Below are 17672 nucleotides of genomic sequence, written 5' to 3' on the forward strand. Positions count from 1 at the left end.
AGAATCCATTTGCTATTGCTAACGTAATTATTAAAACCAGGATAGTTAAGAAACTAGTTTTAAGGTGCATCAATCAAAAACATCCCAGTATGATCGATAAGCTGACTAAATCAGATTCCTCTCAATATCCCTGATCAAACTTGAAACAATCGCTTCCTGATAACCTGCCAGTTTTACCTCTCTCATCATGGTGATTAAACGGTTCCAGTCAGGTGAAGAGAGATTATCCAATTTAGACAATCTACTTGAAATATCCTCATTAGACAAACTTCCTTTATAATTTTCCTGATCCATTCGCCATAGAATAACCCTGTCTTGATATCTTTTCTTCAATTTTTCAGCAATGACAATGCCTTCTGGATCAATATCCCCAGAATAATAGAGTGTACAATTTGATTGAACAAGTCGATCTAATAGTTGCCAACTCGCAACCCTGAGTTGCCCATGAGTGCAGACGATTGGGGCTGTCGGAACAGCATCCATAATGGTCGAGCAAACACTTGAATTCTCGACAATCCATACTTTCGTTCCAAATGCTGGCCAGACTCTATCGACTTTAGTTAGTTCTTTTATCGGCATGTTCATGACGGAGTGAGTGTTGATAGCCGCTTGCCAAACAGGATGCACTTTGTTATTCGTTGATGCAAGCAAGCCTTGGCAGGTCACAAAGTTCCACAGGTCATCTCTCATAATTCCGTATTCAGCAAGAAGGTCATTTAATTCCTCCACTGTTCTCGGAATTACGGCATCAGTATTTCCTTGTTTGATTTGGTTCACATACATACAATGGAGCAGCAATTTCCCGCCAACCTCATTGGTGTCAAAAAAATGTGGATTCCCCGTGGTTCTTTGCGAAAAGAACGGAAGACGTTCAAATTCTCCTTTTTTGGGAAGGTCAGCAAATGCCCGAAAAACAGTTAGCAATTTCTCGAACACTTCTTCTTTATTTTGTTTATAGAGAGACCATATCCACCTTGTATCAGAGGATTTCGCTTGAATCCACTCAAACCACCATCTACCATCAGGAATTTGTTTTACAAGAGAATCAATGAATTGATCCTCTTGTTGTTGCTCTCGTTCGGACTCTTCCTTCTTGGTAAAGATCTTTTCCTGTAACACAGCCTCTAACAAAGGTAATAGAGTATAATCTGCATAGCCTGTGTGTACTAATTCTTTTTCAAAATCGAGTAACGCAATACTCCCTTTTTCTTGCAGTCTTTCCTTTGACTGACCAAGAAAGCCGGCAATTGATTCAAGTTCCACTTCGGTAAACGTTTTGACACTTACCGCTCCCCCTACCCTTCCTAGTGAACGGTACTTTTGCTTAAACAACTGAAACAGTTTGAAGAAACCTGGCTCTTCTTTAAAAACTTGAAGCTTCTTATTCACTTAGGACCAGTTCCTCCTTCTGTTCAAGCTCATCAATGACGAGCGACTTTTGCTTGCCATCCCATTGGTAGCGAATCACCGTCACGAAGTCAGCATTTTTAGGGCGGACTAGTTCACAGATTGATAAACTGGAAATCGTATCATAATCTCCCCACAACGCTTGTGAGTTCATAATATAGTTAAACCTGAGCTGTTCCACAACTTCGAACATATCGCGAATATTGTTTTCATCAACACCAGCAAATGCTTCATCTAGCGAAATAATAAAAGGCGCCATCTCGCTTGCTTCCTTATAGCGAGAATAGGCAGCAGTGAACAGTGGAATGTACATCGCCATCGCCTTTTCTCCCCCACTAAATTTAAAGAATGCATTGTTTGTCAGTTCCCGTTTTGGTTCGTTGACGCGACGGAAGGAAAGCACAAAAGTGAACCACTTCCGATAATCTAACACTTCTTTCAACACTTGGTGAAGGGTAGAGCCCTCATTACGTAATTGAATGAGCTCTTTTGCCTTCGCAATCCGCGACTGGAAGTGCTTTGTAATCCGCTCTAAATCTTCTTCATTTAAAAACTTACTATCTCTTTGTAAAAGTTTTACAAGATCCTGAGTATCCAATTCTTGTTCTGATTCAGCGGTAAGTGGCTTCCAAGCAATCGAGAAAATTAAACCAGATGAATTATCTCGATTAGCCATAATTTTATCCATTTCTTTTACCCAGCTTTGCGCACGTTTAATTCGGTTCCTGAGGATGACCCCCACACTTTTCACAATGATATCTTCATAGAGCTGTCGGTCTTGTTCATCCAACCACCCTTTTTGTTCTGCTAGCTCTTTCTTCAATGTAGAGGAAACAAAGTATGGACTTACCCGTTGGCCGTGATATTCCATTTGAATTATTCGTCGGCCCCTTAACTGTCGCCATTCATTTTTATAGGGCTCAAAATGCTCCCCGTAATCCTCGCTAAACCACTCCGGTGTTTCGACATCTTCTGTATACTCAAACATTCGATATTCGGTTAAATGGGTTTGTTCATTAATAAAAGCTTTTGAAAGTTGTTCTAACAGCTTCGAACGTTCGTATTTTGTAAATATCGGCTCGAACTGCCCATAAATGGCGGAAGGGTCCTGTCCTTCAACTTCAAAGAAGCCACGACTTTTCTCAGTTTCGACAATATGCTTCCATTCGGTGTTCATGTTTTGCCAGAAATGCAACTCTTTCTCTGCATCAGCAAGCTTTTCCGCGCACCGTTCTTGATCGGCTTGTTTTTTAGGGAGAGCTTGATGAATTCTATTTATTTCCATTTCTGCCTCATCGAATAACTGTAGAACCTCCCGAATTCTGTTTCTTATTTCATCAATCCCTTTTAACTGGAGTTGTTTTTCGATGGATTGAATCACTGCTTTTAAATGAGAAAGTTGGTCACTTTTCCGATTTTGCTCCCCTTTAATCGAATCCAACTCTACCTCGATTTCTTCGATTCTTTCTTTATGGTCATTTATCCGCGATTGAGCATTCAACAAATGAATGGTATTCTTCTCGAATTTATATAAAAATTCAACATAACTTCCAGCCGCTTCAAGCGCCTGACTAATCTCCTCAATCGTTAACGAAATGTTCAGGTGGTTGCCCCGGTTACGAAGTTCTTTTTTTGTATTCATTAATTCTTCATGGGTAAGCTTCCATTTGTCATCAATCAAACGGAGTAATTCCTGTTCTCTATCGATCACTTGTTGCTTTCTCACCATTTGGTCATGAAGATCAGATAAATCTGTATCATTCGGAATTTCTCGTTTCCAAACTTCAATTTCTTTCAGGTTTTCATCTAAAGCTAGTAGTTTTTGCTGAATCTGATCCAATTCCATTTGATGTTGCTGGAGTTTTTCTGTCCATAACTGGATTTGCTCTCGTTGATGACGCTTGCGTGATGTACGCCCAATAAATTTAGACGGCCCTTCGTTTGGGGCATGGCCAACTAGACATCCAATTGAATATGAACCATCAACATCAAGATGAAACCCGCTGCCGTCTTTTTCAAGTGGAATTGAGCGCAGCACTTCATCGACTAATTCGTTCGAAATTGGGCTATTTTCGTCTAAGTCCGGCATTAAATAGTCAGCAAGTGTATAGCCTAGTAATCGGGGCTCTGTCACAATTACAGCATCTTGTTCTGGAGTAATCGACCGTTCGGCAATCACGCTGTCCAAGACACCAGTCTTTTTTAAAGCCGATTCAATTCGTTCACGTTGTTCTTCGGTTACATGATCTTGAAATTCTACAGCAGCGTAAAATGGTAAAAAAGCTTGTCCAGTTTCTATTAATTTTTCACGATGAAGTTCCGTTCCCCTTGCTCTTTCAGGCTCTAACATCTTCTGCGTTTTAATCTTTTGCAGTTCGTCCTCGGTTTCTTTTATTTGTTCTAGCTTTCCATTGCGCTCATTCTTGGTTACAGCGATGTCTTTTTTCACTTCTGCTTCAAAATCATGAATGGCGGAATACAATTTGTCCCGGACTTGGTCATATCGGTTTCGTTCATATAATCCTTGGATCAATCTAGCAATTTCTTGCCGATGTTCTGTAGAATAATCGAGTTTCGGGTGTTCCTCCATCCATTCAAAGACATTGCTTTCCAATTGTTGATGTTGTTCATCAAACCACTCCTGCAGGTGGTCTAATTCCTTGATGTGTTCGTCGACAATTCTCTTTTTCTCCGAAGACTCACGCTGTAAATGACTGTGCTCTTCTCCTAAACGTTCTGCTTTTTCTGCTAGTTTTTCCACCCCGACTAATAGCCCCTGGTGGTCTTTTGCTTCTTTTAACCAAACGGTAAAATCAAAGGAGTCTGATGAAGAGCGTTCATAATCGTCTACATTTACTTCATGCTGATGGAAGGCTGCATTTTCAGCATCAAGCGCTAACTCGTCTAAAAGTTCTTTTGCCTTTTGCTCATAGCCAAACTGTTCATTTTCTGTAGTCTCTTTTTCCTTCCATTTACTGCGAAGTTTTGTATTTAGGTCATCCCATTTCGTTTGCAGGTTCTTCACTTCATATGAGAGAGTTTCAGACTCAGCTACTTTTTTCCCCTTTTGTTCCTCTAACGACCAAACTTCATGTTTCTGTAAGGAAGATTTTTCTTGTTCAGCCACCGTTTTTTGTTGTTTATATGTTTGTAAATTCGTTGTCAGTTGTTCAATTTCTTTCCCTAAACTCTCAAATTGCCCTTCATAGTCTTGAACAAGCTTCTCAGCAGCTTTGCTCTTTTGCTGAGCTCGTTTCCATTGTTGTGCTCTTTCGGCAATAATGAATTTATTATAGGTATCATATGTTTTTTCAAGTCTTTGAATCGAATCAGATTCTCGCTCTAACTGTTCTAGTTGCTGGGCTGCTTGGTCCATATTTTCAATCGTGTCGGACAGATGCCGCAACTCATCATCAGTTAACGGTGGCAACGCGGACTCTAAGATTTCATAGATTACCGTTGGCTTAAAATCCTTTGAAAGTTTTGGGCTTCTTAATTGAATCAATAGCTTGATTAAGTCTTCGTATGCTTCGGTCGAGTTAAAGCCAAATACATACTTATTCACAAGCTCCATGTACTCTCTTTGGGTATGAACCACATACCCACCTTGGCCAATCCGATTTTCTAATTCTTTCGCAGATAACGGGACTTTCTCTCCGGAATGCTTTTGCGCTAAGTGGAAGTCTAGTCCAACCCGGCGATTATCGGTGATAAGAAAGTACCATGATTTAATCCCCTTATTCCGCTTTGCTTGCATCCCAATTCCTGTGGTAACGTATTGATTTGAATCTTGTTTTTTATATTCAATAAATAAATACCCTGTCCGCTCATCGCGGTCGACGACTTCTTTTTCACCAAGCAAATAATCTTCCATTCGTCTCGCTTTTGACCCAAAGGGATCAAGGCGATCGGGGGATTTCTTCCCATCTAATAAAACTGGGAGAAAGCTCTGCATCGTCACCGATTTCCCCGAACCATTAGATCCGCGGAGTAAAAGCTTGCCATCTTGAAATTGAAAAGTCTCTTCATCGTAATACCAAAAATTTAATAGACCCGCTCGATTCATCACCCACCTATTGGTTGACATTTAGTTTTCTCCTCCTTCAAAATCCTCCGGAAACATTCCTGCTAGTACACCCAACAAAGGCTTTATTTTAATCAGTGAACTTTCTTCGTCTAGTTCAATCATCATCCAGTCTTTCATGCTTTCAATTAACTCAACCCTAATCGCACTTGTGGATTTTTCTCGAAAGTACTTTGACCAGCCTTGCTCATATCGTTTACGAAGATCCTCGAGTACTGCCTCCATTTCCCCTTCTGTCATGACAATCTCCCCATTTTCTTTTGGTGTATAACGGTCAAGATGTTCATGCAAAAAGTTTGAAAACTGAAGGATGATATCAGTTGATGCCTTCGAGGTAGGAAATAGTTGCTGATATTGTTTAGCCTGTGCCACCGATAAAAAGGCCGTGTTTTTATACAAATGCAATTTGTAATCACTATGACTCTCGATATCTTCTGATAATCGGTTTCTGAAGTTCCGTATATATAAAAAATCCGGGTCCTGCTGATCAATCCGATGTAAGCCCGGAGAAAAGAACAGCTTCCGATATACTCTTTTCCGGCGTTCGTCTTCTTGATTCAGTTTCCAATCTTCTTTTAACAATTCTTGCCAATCTTGATAGCTACTAAAATCATCGGGATAGGTGCGCATAAAGTAGCGACTGTAAAGGGTCGCTTCATATAATACTTCTTGGTCTTCATTATGGTCAAACCGGCCGATGTCGCCATCGATGGTGCGGATTAATTGAAAATCAACCAAAACCTTCATCGCGCGAATCAAGGATTTTCGATGAACATAAAGGGTCCAGTCCAATGGAAAGTCACCAGGATAATCCACTTGAATTTCCTGACTCAAATCTGATAAGAGAAACTGCTCATCCACCGACTTCCCTTCTAAAAAAGATAACGCACAGCAAAAAATCGCATAATCCATTGGTTCCTGAAAATCTTGAATGCCCATCCACCGCTCTGGTTCTACCGGGATCTTCTCTAGCTTGATAAAATGCTGGTGAACAATTAAGCGCAGTCCAAACTTTTCGTCAATGTATCGACGAAGAACTTTTTCTCGTTCACGGATTAATTGGTACCATTCTGGATGTTCCGTTCGCAAAATCCAGTAATGATGAAACAACAGATCCATTCCTAGAATGGCCTTTTCATCAAACTCAAGTGTTTGCTCTAGCTTCAACGCATGCTCCCTCCCTGCTCTTCAAATTCAAACAAAGCATCGGGCATTTTTAACGTTCCATCATCGGACTCTAGTAAAATGCTGTTCTCCTTATCAATCGTTACCTTAACCACCAATCCATAGTCTGTCTTCACTTTCCGGTCTTTACTTGCCATCGATTTCCCAATCCAGCCCAATAAGACTTTACGAATGAAAGGTTCGACTTTCGATAAGGCAGAAAGCTGAATAACGCCTTCGGTCATATATTGATCAATGAGAACTCGTTCTTGTCTTCGTTCCTCGAGATATTGCTCTCGTTGACGCGTCTTTTTTTCCGCGTTAGAAGTCATTGACCCTGGCTTTGTTTTTTCACGATAACGGTTTGTCCTTGGCTTTAAGGTTAAAATGGTTGGATTTTCCTCCCATGTATCAGAATGCAGATTATCGGTTGTACCTTCTTCTAATTGCAAATGCTGAATCGTCATGCTCCCAAAAACAACGGAAGAGATTTTATGGGCGTCATCAAGTGACGGACTATTGGCGAACCATTTGGCTAAATGAAGATAATCATTTTTGCGGCTCCGAAAATGTTGTTGCCTTTCGCCTATCCGTTGGACATACCTCGTCATTCGGCGGATCATTTCGTTTGTCTGCCATTGCAGGACTTCCAATTCACTTTGTTGAGAAGTGGAGCCTAGGAACCACTGCCTTAAGGAGCCCCAATATTCCTGATACTCCGTTTTCCACTCTTGTTCAGATGAACTGACATCTTCGAGTCTAGGGATGGACCGGCGATGTTCAATTAATTTTTGAAAAAAGGAATCTAATTTTCCTAATGATAGCTCGTTTAGTCGTTCCCCTATTTGCAGAGAAGTTTTTTGAAGCGAGACGATAAAATCTCGTAGATAGGTTGTAAATTGATTTTTATAAACAAGAAAGGCTTCCGTCTGCATCCGTTGGTCTGTCTGCTCACTATTAATATAGGCAATATAGTCTGCTGTACTTGTACGGATGGTTTGAAAATAACGGAAAACATCTTCCCAGATTCGCATATATTCTTCAGCGTTTTTCGATAAACCCTTTTCGATTTCTGTTTGCAGGGTAATCAATGCTTGTAGAAGGCGATCAAATTGCGATCGTTCCAATGAACCTTGGAAGGTGTCGCCGACTTTCTTTTCTAACACAACAAGCATTCTTTCGATTTCTATTGTATAAGGAGTAGATTGATAGCGAAATCGCTTTTTCTTATACTCCTCAATGGTCTTTGCACTCGTCATATCTTGACGGGCAATTAAGTTATTCCATTTCACAAGCTGCCCTAGTTGTTGATGTAGCTGATCTTCTTGGTATTCAGAGAATGCTGGGATTGAGCGCATATAGTCGAGAATTTCCTCTGGTGCTATAAAATCCCTCATTCTTTCATGCTGATGATAAAAATAGCGCAGGATTGTGCGGTAATGCGCCGCTGAGTCTGCCGTTAAATAACTAGCCTCGACCACTTTCTTCATGGTTACGTCCAAGATAATCATCCTTATAAATAGTCTATTAGTTCTATTCTATTAGATAGGGTAAATAATAGGAAATGAAAATTATAGTAAGATAAGTGCATTTAATGTTTGATCTATTGGATTCGTTTTATATACAGATAGGCATTATCTTATTGCCCGCTTATTTAGTCCCCATGCTTAGAACTATTTGTTACCTGTTACCATCAACATTTTGAAATTGTAATAAATAAGGATATTCTCTTTTGAATACATGGTAAAATTCAAATGAAAGTATAGAGCAACCTTTAGAGAAGGAAAACTGTAAGATGGAAGCAGTTATGACTAGGGTTGATTTCCAAAAATTGCTGAGATGAGATTGAAAGATGCAGAAGTACTCTATGAAAATGGTCAGTATCAAGGAGCATATTACTTAGCCGGGTATGTCATTGAATGTGCCCTTAATGTATTGCAAAGAAAACAAAAGAGCATGACTTTCCACCTCCACAAAGTGTTGTGAAAAAAATCTACACACATAATCTCGATAACTTACTAACAGCTTCAGGATTAAGGATCACTGATGATATGGTGATAAACTGGACGCTTATTAAGGACTGGAACGAGTCCATTCGATACGAGAATCCTGATGAGAAGAAAGCCAAGGATATTTTTGCGGCAATTACTGACCCGGAAGAGGGGGTATTTCAATGGATAAAACAGCATTGGTAGAAATGGATTTTAAAAATGGAGAAACTTTAATTAAGAGCTTAGATCAGGCACAATTTCATGTTCATTCTGCCTTTTGGTTTTTCAACTCAGAGTCTGAGCAATGGAGACTGATGATTGCATCAGAGCTAGTCGACGATTTAGGTCCAAAGGTAGCATACACACAAATCAAAACTGTAATCGACCATTCAGAACCTTCAATTGGAATTGAATTACAGAATATATCCGTTATTAGTCCCTCAAACATCCTTATAAAAATCTTAGGCTCAGCCATCAAGACCTCCCCTACTGATATTAATGGTATCCGATTTTCAAGAAATACAATTGGGAACAGTTTTATTGAGGATGTATATATATATAGACTTCAGTAATATAAATAATAAAACTTATACAAGTGTAATAATAAAGTGTAAAAAGCCACTCATCCCAGCAAAAAGATGAGTGGCTTTTTATTTGATTCATTTTCAAAACCGATACGGAAGCGGAAGAACCGTCCCCACTTGACTTATTCGAAAACTAATACAATAATTAAATTGTGCACAATTTAATTGTGGAGGAGGGATTTACTTCAATGGATAGTGAACAATTTTTAAAGCTTGATAATCAACTTTGTTTTGCTATTTATGCCTGTTCGCGGGAAATCACCCGTTTGTATCGTCCCTTTTTAGATGGGTTGGGCATTACTTATCCGCAATTTTTAACGTTAACGGTTCTTTGGGAACATAAGCGTCTAACGGTAAAGGAAATTGGCGAACGCCTATATTTAGATAGCGGGACACTTACACCGATGTTAAAAAGAATGGAAGCATTAGAGTTAGTGAAAAGAGTCCGTGGAACAGAGGATGAGCGGAAGGTTTATATCGCCTTAACAGAGCGAGGGGAACAGCTGCGAGAAGAAGCGTTAAATTTTCCAGAAAAGTGCATCCCTCATTTTGGACTAACGAAAGACGAATACTTGGGTTTATTGAAACAAATGAACGAAATGATTGAAAGTTTACAAAAAGTAACGCGTTAACAAATACAAACAATGAGGTGAAAGCATGGATCTTCTATTACAAAGACCTACGCATGAAGATAAATCGTTTCGTGACATTTTAAACGGGCAAAAAAGCTTAGTAGTTTTCGTTCGCCACCCTGGTTGACCGGTTTGCCGAGAAATGCTCACGCAGTTGCGTGATCGATACCAAGAAGTTTCTGCAACAGGTTATCAGGTTCTAATTATTACCCCTTCGAATCGTTCTTTCTTAGAAAAATTTGATGAAGCGTTTGGGCCATACCCGTTCCCAATCTATGGCGATCCATCCCGTGCTCTTTACCGTGAAATGGGACACGTTAGCATGGCAAAATCAAAGCTCCTTCTGAAAGCCGGAAAAGCCTTGTTAAAAGGTGGTTCTAAAACCTTCTTTCCTAGCGATGAAGAGCAGAAGACCCTTGTCAAAAAAGCCATGAAAACACACGATGTCTACATTCAAGGTGGGTCTTGGCTGTTTAATGAGTCTGGCGAGGTAACATGGAGTCATATCGATACGGCGCCGGAGGACCATGCTACGATTGATCAACTTTTACAACAAATGAAGTAGAATCTAGTAATTTAGCATTAAAAAAGGAAACTTCGAGCCGTTTTGCTCCAAGTTTCCTTTTCTATTATAATCACACATTTCGGAAGCAGAAGAACCGTCCCCACGCTGCTAATGTCTAAGTTGTTATGGTAATGATTGCTGCGATATAATAATGAAAAAGGAGATGAAGAAATGGCAATTAGAAGAGAGGATATTCATAAATTAATTGAAACAGTACCTGAGGAAAAACTAGATGAACTTGTAAAGGTCATTAAGCTTTTCGCGATTTCTGAAGAAGAACCGACAGATGATGAAGTTCAGGCAATCAATGAAGCACGTAAAGAATATGAGACAGGTCAAACCCTCCCCTACACAGTAGATAAATTACGTAAAGAGTTTTTAGAAAATGAGTAAATATTCACTAGAGTTATCTAAGAGCTCTAAAAAGTTTCTTGATAAAAGTGACAAGGTTACTAGGGAGCGTATTATTAACGTTCTACACGCTCTAACTGAGAATCCTTACTCATACCCAGGTATCATCAAGTTAATTGGATACCATGATATCTATCGTATCAGAATAGGTAAATATAGAATTATCTACACTGTTCTCAGCGAAAAACTCGTCATTCTATTCAAGATATCGACAGTCGCGGAGGTATATACAAACAAATATAATATCCTACTCCTAAGTCCCTAAAATACCCCTTATTTAGAAATCCCTTAGCCTTTCACTCTACACTCCACTTATAATAATTCATACGGTTTTTAAAACGATATAACAAAGAGACTGTTTCTGCTTCCTACTGAACGTTTGTTTACCTAAATCATCAAAAGGAAGCAGCAGAACCGTCCCCATGCTTCAAAGAACCGCCGGCTAAAACGGATTCGTTGCCCACTGTGCGGAGGTTTTAATGAAAATGCGCTGCTCTAGTTGGAGCAAACCGAGGATGTGTTCTGCGATGTCCTCTGCTTGCATGAATTTATTAGGATCCCGTGGCTCTGAGACTCTCCCACGTGTAAAGTCAGTATCTACAAGACTTGGCGTTAATACGCTCACGCGAATATTGTGGCGGCGTACTTCTTGCATGAGGGATTCGCTCATGCCAATCACAGCAAACTTCGAAGCACTATAGGCGCTCGAGCCTTCCGTTCCTTTTAATCCAGACATCGAGGAAATATTGATAATGTCGCCCTTGTTTTTCTCGATCATGCCTGGCAGTGCAGCTTTTGTGACGTAGACTATTCCCATGACATTGGTGTCCAGTACCTTTTTCCACTCATCCGTAGAAAGCTCTAGAAACGAACCTCTTGCACCAACCCCGGCGTTATTGATGAGAATATCAATGCCCCCAAGTTCATTTTCTATCTTACTAACTGCTTTTTGAACCTCAGACTCTTGCGAAACATCCGCAGTAGCCGTAACAAAGGTGGCGCCAAGATCAGTTAATTCTTCTCGAACGGTTTCGAAGCTTTCCTCTGAACGGGCAATCAACCCGAGTTCAACGCCTTGTTTCGCTAGGGCAATGGCTGTTGCACGGCCAATCCCTCTACTTCCACCTGTAATCAATGCTTTTTTCCCTTTTAATGATTGCATTAGAAACATCCCTCCATAAAAAATAAGTTGCCCTCATTCTAACGATTAAGTTTGATAAGTACAAAGCATACGCAATCGCTTATGAACTAGGAATCTCAATAAGTTCATTCATAAATGAAAAATTCCCGCTACTCCATGAAGGCCTTGAACTTTTCAATAACAGCTTCTGTTAAAATCCCTTCCTCATAAAAATGATTCGTATACACATTTAAAATCATTTCATTCTCTTCGGTCATCTCGATTTTTAGCAATACTCGATTGATAATATCCGCCAGCTCTTGAGGATTCCGATACATCGTATTCCAGGCACGAACCTGCCATTCTAATTCATCACTCAATGCGGCTTGCTCGAGCTCATCAGTTGGTACAGGTTCGTTCGCTTCGGCATATGGATCTTCATACACATCTGTGTAAATAAACTGAATTGGATTGCATTCCTCTAGCCCATATGTAAACCGTTCGTTTCCTACTGTAACAACTAGTTCCTCAGCTTCAAACTCAATTTTCCCGTTTTCCAAAATAATTTTATCAGTCAAAGATTGGACCACGCACGTCACATCGGGTGTGATCAACCAATACTGTTGATCTGGATTTAGCTGTTCCGCATACTCCATCAAGGTCGTTTCCTCTAGTTTCTCTTCATCTCTCAATCTCACAAAGAGACTAGGGCGATAATAATACCGAGCATCCAGGTCTTTCATCTCAATCGTCCATTCATTATCCGGAGAGTCAAACAACACTCGAAATCCATATCCATCCTTGGTCTTCTGCAATTCGTCGTACACCAACCAGTTTCCCACTTCAATAGGATGATCACCTTCTTCCGAGACAATCCCCTTAAAAGTAAACTGAATGAGCGCTTTCGTTGAAAAACCACCATCCGTATTAAGATACAGGTGAAGAGCGTCCCTCTCCCTTTCCAATCGCTCAATCGTCGAATCATGCAAACTCTCAGCAAAGATTTCCTGAACGGTAGACGGCAAGGTTGCTACAGCTTGCTTTGTCTGTTCATAAGCAGCATCTAGGATTTGTTCAAATTTCTTATCGTTTTCCCGCATCCATTGTAAATAATCTTCACGAACGGCCTTTGGCAAGGTAGGCTGATTTAACTGCCCATTTTCTAGATAGGGTAGGAAACGACTAGGCAAAATCTGAACCAATTCATCTTTCACCTCGTCAAGCTCGGCTGTCAAACGCCCCTGAAGATCTTCCCCTTCTTCCTGTGCTTCCCTTAAGGTTACCTCCCATTCTTCGTCGGATTCATGAATCGGCAAGAGATTGCATTTTAGAAATTTTTCTTTCGCTTCTTTTGACAGATTCCACATCATGTCAACTCCCCTCCCTCTCATAGTTTTTGTTAATCGTGTGATACTAGTATTCATTCTATAGAACACAAGTCCATTCCTTTTTTATGGGATTGTATTCAAAAAAAATAAGCCAGACACTTTCGTCTGACTTACCGCCACCATTCCCGTCAAAAGACTTACACTCCAGTCTTTTCTACTCAATGACACCCGTACTCTTAATCAATGCGTTAACGTTTACTTCAAAAGTTGCCTTTGGATAAAGTTCTTGCCACTCTTCATTTCGCTTATTGTTGTTAAGTCTAGTTGATTTATATCTAAGGCCAAAGCCTAGAGGATCTACCCCTTCCTTTTGAAACATCTTTAGGACTTCGGTTAAATCTTTCTTAATGGTTTTACTAGCGGCCTCACTGTAGTCTTGAAGTTTTCTAAAATCTGTTTCCCTGTCGGATTCTTGGATAATCCCAACCGCTTCCACATCCATTTTTATGATTGGCTGTTGTTTAGAATCGACTTGGATTTGAAAGTTCACTTCAGATGTATCGATGGCCACCGTAAAGTTCTGATCGTCATTTTTCACCCTAACATCGTAACGTTCGAAGTTATTGGACATTAAGTTATAGACGGCTGTTTGTTTTTGATTTAACTCGACGGTCTTATTCTCGTCATTGACGATGAGTGCCTTGTTAATATCAATCCTTTTCTTTTCCTCATTTGTAGATAGAACGGGCATTATAGGATCAATACCATTCCCGAACACTCTTCTCCTAAAATCAAATAGATAAGAGGTTACAATAAGCTGACTTTCCACCCCATTTTGGTCAAAGAAGTTAAATAAAGCGTGAGACCCTGCCATTTCCGATTCAGGCTCTGCTTTTAACACCTTTTCAGCTGATGGTTTACCAATACCTACATATGAAACCATTTGAATATCCCGTCTTCTTATGAAAAAATCCATGATTTCTTTTAATTCGTGATGAAGAATTCCTTCCCCAAAGACAATCACTTTTGCATGACCAAAATCAAGTTCCTTATCGGTTTGAGTTTTTAAGTGCCGAATCGCGGTACTTAATGATTCACTTTCCTTCGTCAAATAGGTGTATTCTGTACCTGATTGTTTAACTGACCCTGATGGAACCGCAAGTTTTAAAATCACCCGGTACGGTGTTTCTTCATTATCTGTGTGATCAACGCCAATCGATAACACAAAAATCCGCTTATCAATATCCTTAAACCCGCACCCTGATTGAATGAGAAGCATCGCGACAAAACTTAAGAGTAGAAGTGTTTTTCCGAAGCGCTGAACTTTTTTTATCAAGACTTCGCCCTCCTTAAAATAAACCAAAAAAGGCTAATCAACCCAAAAAGGGAACAAAGTAATAGATTGAAAAAATAACTTGAAAACAAGCTTAGTTGATATTCGGTAAGATACTTCGTAATCTGGATACTCCCTAACCAAATGACACCGACGATAATGTATGGAGTTAGGTTGATGTCTTTGAACTTGAACCGTTTGGTTGTAATCACACTTTTTGTCAATTCCAGAACGACATGCCAGTGTATTAAAATACTCAAAAAGGAAATCGCCAAATACAAAATCAGAAAAACAAAGAGAATCCGCTCAATTACCCCTAGATCTAATCGAAGGGTGTCGCTTGTAAAAATCCATGGATAGGCAATTTTTTCGATTCCTTCAAAACCGTTCATCCCAATAGGAATAAAATAGGTCGTAAACAAAACTCCCCCTCCCAACAGTCCGATAAGGAGGATTTGTTTTATGGTAATCTTATGCTTTTTCGTAAAAAAGCGATTGAAAATAATAAGGTTGAATCCTCCTAAAAATAAATAAGTTGATGCCGAAAGCGCTGAAAAACTTGGTAGCTCGTATGTATGCATCATCGCTTCCCGAATGAAGTCCCATTCTAGTTCTGGAGTTGTGTAGGATTTTATCATGATGAGGACAATAACTGGTAGGCAGCACAATAGGACAAATTCAACGGTGTAAAGGACGCTGCTCGTCTTCATTAGAATCCCATATGAGATAAAAAACAGGAGAATGCTTGTGATAAACACCAAAGGCATGTCAGGTGTCAAGAACCGCTTTAATAAAAAGGAGTAGGTAACAAGTGTGATCAACCCTGCCACTGACCATGCGCCGGCGATGAACAGAAGCAAGAGCTTACCGAACCAACCTGGCATGTATTTTCCCATCAATTCAGGCAGCCCTTGCCCAGGAAAAGCATTAAAAAATCTGGCGACTATATAGCATAACGCTAGCCCTATGAATATCGCTAAAATCATCGAGACAATGGCTCCCTCCGACTTCTTGGCTAGAAGAATCTTCGGAACAGACGCCACAACATTGGCTAACATATTTACAAATACTAGATAGTAAAAATAACGGCTCATGACGGCTTCACCCTAGTTTCTGCCTGCTTCTTTTTAAAAAAGATTTTAAAATAAGGTTCTCCAAAGCTATCTCGATTGGCTACGTACATCAATAATCCAATGAGGCCAAGCGTTAATCCAGCCAGACCAGCTAACGTTGCAGCCAATAGTAACAAATACCTCATAAAGCGAATCGCAAAGCTCATTTCGTTAATTGGAATGACAAAGGTTGAAATCGCAACCGCACCTACAATGATAATGATAATGTTTGAAGCGAGCGCTGCTTCAGTTGCTGCCGTACCGAGAATCAACCCGCCAACCGTTGTCGCCGTTCCTGTCACTGCTTTCGGAAGCCGAATACTTGCCTCGGTAAGGAGCTCCATGAAAATCAACATAAACAACACTTCAATAAACGACGGATATGGAACCCCTATTCGGCTACCAGCAATCGAAAGCGCAAGCTCGACCCGGAACACCTCAGGATTGAACGATGTCGCAGCGACATAAAGCCCTGGAAGAATGAGACTGACAAACAAACCAAGATAACGAAGAAACTTGGAAAACTTGGTGACCCAATACATCCCATAATTGTCCTCCATCGACGTCATAAAATCCCAAAAAATCGCTGGGGCAATTATTGTCGTCGGAGAGCCATCCAATAATAAAACCACTTTTCCCCCCGCAAGGTTGTAAACGACCCGATCCGTTCGTTCTGTCATCATCATGATGGGGATTAACGAGCGTTTCTGGTTATTTATAAACCTCTGTATCTGGGTTGATGTTTGTACAACCGGTTCATCTAATGATTCTAATTGGCTTTTAATCTGCTCAAGTACCCCATCAAGAACATACTCCTCATCATAGATGATGGCTAATGACTGATTGCTTTTCTTCCCTATTTCCATCGTTTCGACCGTAAGCGAAGGCTTATGATATCGTTGACGAATTAAGTTTAGATTCGTCGCCAAATCCTCACTTAGCGCATACTGTGGTCCCATAATAGTCGGCTCAATATTCGTTTCTCTTACTGTATCGGTGTTAACCTTTTTGATTTCGAATAACAACAACTCGTCCTTTAACTTCACCACGACACTGCCCTTTGTGAGCTCTAAAAGGACTTGTTCTTTTGAAGTGAATTCTTGCTGATTAGGTAATGATTTTAAATAGGCTTCTACATGTTGTTCACTCGCTAATTCAAAAAAAGGCTTAATAACAATCTGTTGCAGTTGCGCCCCGTCCACGACCGACTTGATATAGACCAACTCAGCTTGTTTATCATCTAGACGGAGCGGTTTATGTAAAATATCACTCGAAGGCTTCAGTTCGTTTATTAGCCACTCAAGCTCCACTTCCACATCAGACTTACGATTCTTAAATGGCATGTAAATTTCTCCTATTGTGGTCAAAGTATACTAGTATCGTGTCCGAAAACAGATATGTCATTCAGGGACGGTTCTCTTGCTTCCTTTTTTATGGTGAAGCGAGATCTGACCGAAATCAGGGATGAATTGTGGATGTAACCATTTTCGTTGAGCCGATGACGCTGGTTGCAGGGAGGAATTCTGGGCGGAACCAACTTCACAAGGTCGATGACGATGACTTCTTGGAGGAATTCTGGCCGTAATCATCTTCATAAGGTCAATGACGATGATTTTAAGGAAGAATTCCGGACGGAACCTTCTTCATAAGGCCGATGAAGATCATTTCAGCGAAGAATTCTGAGCCTAACCATCTTCATAAGCCCAATTTCTTACAGAATACTTTATACGCATAATTCCCCCCTCATCTCTCATTCATCTCTAACAGATGAGAATTAATAGATTCTAATGCGAATAAATTGACCCCTACAAACTGAAAAGATTATAATTTCGTTTAGAAAAACATTGCTTACACTTGACCAATATAAATAACTCTAATATAATAATTTATATTGAATTAGAATTATTATAGAGTAGAACACAGAACACTCTAGTAGTAATT

General features: G+C 40.0%; 14 protein-coding genes and 1 pseudogene. 6 read left to right on the forward strand and 9 right to left on the reverse strand.

Annotated features, from left to right (window positions below; translation table 11 throughout):
* Positions 1-105: 105 nt before the first annotated feature.
* From BMX30_RS08575 to BMX30_RS08590, 4 genes are read right to left on the reverse strand one after another with little or no spacing between them, the layout of a single operon-like run.
* Positions 106-1389: a TIGR02679 family protein gene (locus tag BMX30_RS08575; RefSeq protein WP_090743741.1), complete on the reverse strand. Its 1284-nt coding sequence runs from the start codon at positions 1387-1389 to the stop codon at positions 106-108.
* Entirely contained in the window at positions 1382-5494 is a 4113-nt protein-coding gene (locus tag BMX30_RS08580; protein WP_090743744.1) for a TIGR02680 family protein, read from the reverse strand. Before BMX30_RS08580 ends, BMX30_RS08575 begins: the two co-directional genes overlap by 8 nt.
* Positions 5495-6610 carry a TIGR02678 family protein gene (locus BMX30_RS08585; protein ID WP_090744245.1) on the reverse strand — a complete coding sequence of 372 codons (1116 nt, stop codon included), beginning with the start codon at positions 6608-6610 and terminating at the stop codon, positions 5495-5497.
* Positions 6611-6654: 44 nt separating this feature from the next.
* Positions 6655-8157: a TIGR02677 family protein gene (locus tag BMX30_RS08590; protein WP_090743747.1), complete on the reverse strand. Its 1503-nt coding sequence runs from the start codon at positions 8155-8157 to the stop codon at positions 6655-6657.
* Between the two features lie 549 nt (positions 8158-8706).
* On the opposite strand from BMX30_RS08590, the gene BMX30_RS23770 reads away from it, so the two are divergent.
* The 6 genes and pseudogenes from BMX30_RS23770 to BMX30_RS24225 all read left to right on the forward strand — a co-directional run bounded on the left by BMX30_RS23770 (position 8707) and on the right by BMX30_RS24225 (position 11103).
* Positions 8707-8850, forward strand: coding sequence for a hypothetical protein (locus BMX30_RS23770; protein WP_211482057.1), 144 nt, complete (start codon positions 8707-8709; stop codon positions 8848-8850).
* Complete coding sequence (locus BMX30_RS08600; RefSeq protein ID WP_090743750.1) at positions 8829-9218, forward strand: hypothetical protein; 390 nt, start codon at positions 8829-8831, stop codon at positions 9216-9218. The genes BMX30_RS23770 and BMX30_RS08600 overlap by 22 nt, the downstream gene beginning before the upstream one ends.
* Positions 9219-9418: 200 nt before the next feature.
* A complete protein-coding gene (locus BMX30_RS08605) occupies positions 9419-9862 on the forward strand; it encodes a MarR family winged helix-turn-helix transcriptional regulator (protein ID WP_090743752.1) in 444 nt (147 codons plus the stop codon).
* 139 nt (positions 9863-10001) lie between these two features.
* Positions 10002-10427, forward strand: a pseudogene (locus tag BMX30_RS08610) (peroxiredoxin-like family protein); the annotation flags it as partial.
* Between the two features lie 171 nt (positions 10428-10598).
* Positions 10599-10820 (forward strand): hypothetical protein, encoded by a 222-nt coding sequence (locus tag BMX30_RS08615; RefSeq protein WP_090743758.1) that lies wholly within the window; start codon positions 10599-10601, stop codon positions 10818-10820.
* Entirely contained in the window at positions 10813-11103 is a 291-nt protein-coding gene (locus BMX30_RS24225; protein WP_090743761.1) for a type II toxin-antitoxin system RelE family toxin, read from the forward strand. Before BMX30_RS08615 ends, BMX30_RS24225 begins: the two co-directional genes overlap by 8 nt.
* Positions 11104-11280: 177 nt before the next feature.
* Here BMX30_RS24225 and BMX30_RS08625 read toward each other — a convergent pair whose 3' ends face one another.
* The 5 genes from BMX30_RS08625 to BMX30_RS08645 form a co-directional block, all read right to left on the reverse strand.
* Positions 11281-12000: a 3-ketoacyl-ACP reductase gene (locus BMX30_RS08625; RefSeq protein WP_090743764.1), complete on the reverse strand. Its 720-nt coding sequence runs from the start codon at positions 11998-12000 to the stop codon at positions 11281-11283.
* 128 nt (positions 12001-12128) lie between these two features.
* The gene (locus tag BMX30_RS08630) at positions 12129-13328 is read right to left on the reverse strand and encodes a DUF4085 family protein (protein ID WP_244532538.1); all 1200 of its coding nucleotides are present in this window, start codon (positions 13326-13328) and stop codon (positions 12129-12131) included.
* Between the two features lie 172 nt (positions 13329-13500).
* A complete protein-coding gene (locus tag BMX30_RS08635) occupies positions 13501-14622 on the reverse strand; it encodes a Ger(x)C family spore germination protein (protein WP_090743767.1) in 1122 nt (373 codons plus the stop codon).
* On the reverse strand, positions 14619-15713 hold the full coding sequence (locus BMX30_RS08640; RefSeq protein ID WP_090743770.1) for a GerAB/ArcD/ProY family transporter: 1095 nt from the start codon (positions 15711-15713) through the stop codon (positions 14619-14621). The genes BMX30_RS08635 and BMX30_RS08640 overlap by 4 nt, the downstream gene beginning before the upstream one ends.
* Complete coding sequence (locus tag BMX30_RS08645) at positions 15710-17074, reverse strand: spore germination protein (protein ID WP_090743775.1); 1365 nt, start codon at positions 17072-17074, stop codon at positions 15710-15712. Before BMX30_RS08645 ends, BMX30_RS08640 begins: the two co-directional genes overlap by 4 nt.
* Positions 17075-17672 lie beyond the last annotated feature (598 nt).

Origin of the sequence: Mesobacillus persicus, from assembly GCF_900109925.1 — a bacterium.
GTDB classification, from domain to species: domain Bacteria; phylum Bacillota; class Bacilli; order Bacillales; family Cytobacillaceae; genus Mesobacillus_B; species Mesobacillus_B persicus.

What these genes read in the sequence shown, in the direction of transcription:
- BMX30_RS08625 (WP_090743764.1), bottom strand. Translation starts at nt 12,000, where the DNA reads ATGCAATCATTAAAAGGGAAAAAAGCATTGATTACAGGTGGAAGTAGA.
- BMX30_RS08630 (WP_244532538.1), bottom strand. Translation starts at nt 13,328, where the DNA reads ATGATGTGGAATCTGTCAAAAGAAGCGAAAGAAAAATTTCTAAAATGC.
- BMX30_RS08605 (WP_090743752.1), top strand. Translation starts at nt 9,419, where the DNA reads ATGGATAGTGAACAATTTTTAAAGCTTGATAATCAACTTTGTTTTGCT.
- BMX30_RS08580 (WP_090743744.1), bottom strand. Translation starts at nt 5,494, where the DNA reads ATGTCAACCAATAGGTGGGTGATGAATCGAGCGGGTCTATTAAATTTT.
- BMX30_RS23770 (WP_211482057.1), top strand. Translation starts at nt 8,707, where the DNA reads ATGGTGATAAACTGGACGCTTATTAAGGACTGGAACGAGTCCATTCGA.
- BMX30_RS08640 (WP_090743770.1), bottom strand. Translation starts at nt 15,713, where the DNA reads ATGAGCCGTTATTTTTACTATCTAGTATTTGTAAATATGTTAGCCAAT.
- BMX30_RS08645 (WP_090743775.1), bottom strand. Translation starts at nt 17,074, where the DNA reads ATGCCATTTAAGAATCGTAAGTCTGATGTGGAAGTGGAGCTTGAGTGG.
- BMX30_RS08600 (WP_090743750.1), top strand. Translation starts at nt 8,829, where the DNA reads ATGGATAAAACAGCATTGGTAGAAATGGATTTTAAAAATGGAGAAACT.
- BMX30_RS24225 (WP_090743761.1), top strand. Translation starts at nt 10,813, where the DNA reads ATGAGTAAATATTCACTAGAGTTATCTAAGAGCTCTAAAAAGTTTCTT.
- BMX30_RS08615 (WP_090743758.1), top strand. Translation starts at nt 10,599, where the DNA reads ATGGCAATTAGAAGAGAGGATATTCATAAATTAATTGAAACAGTACCT.
- BMX30_RS08585 (WP_090744245.1), bottom strand. Translation starts at nt 6,610, where the DNA reads ATGGATCTGTTGTTTCATCATTACTGGATTTTGCGAACGGAACATCCA.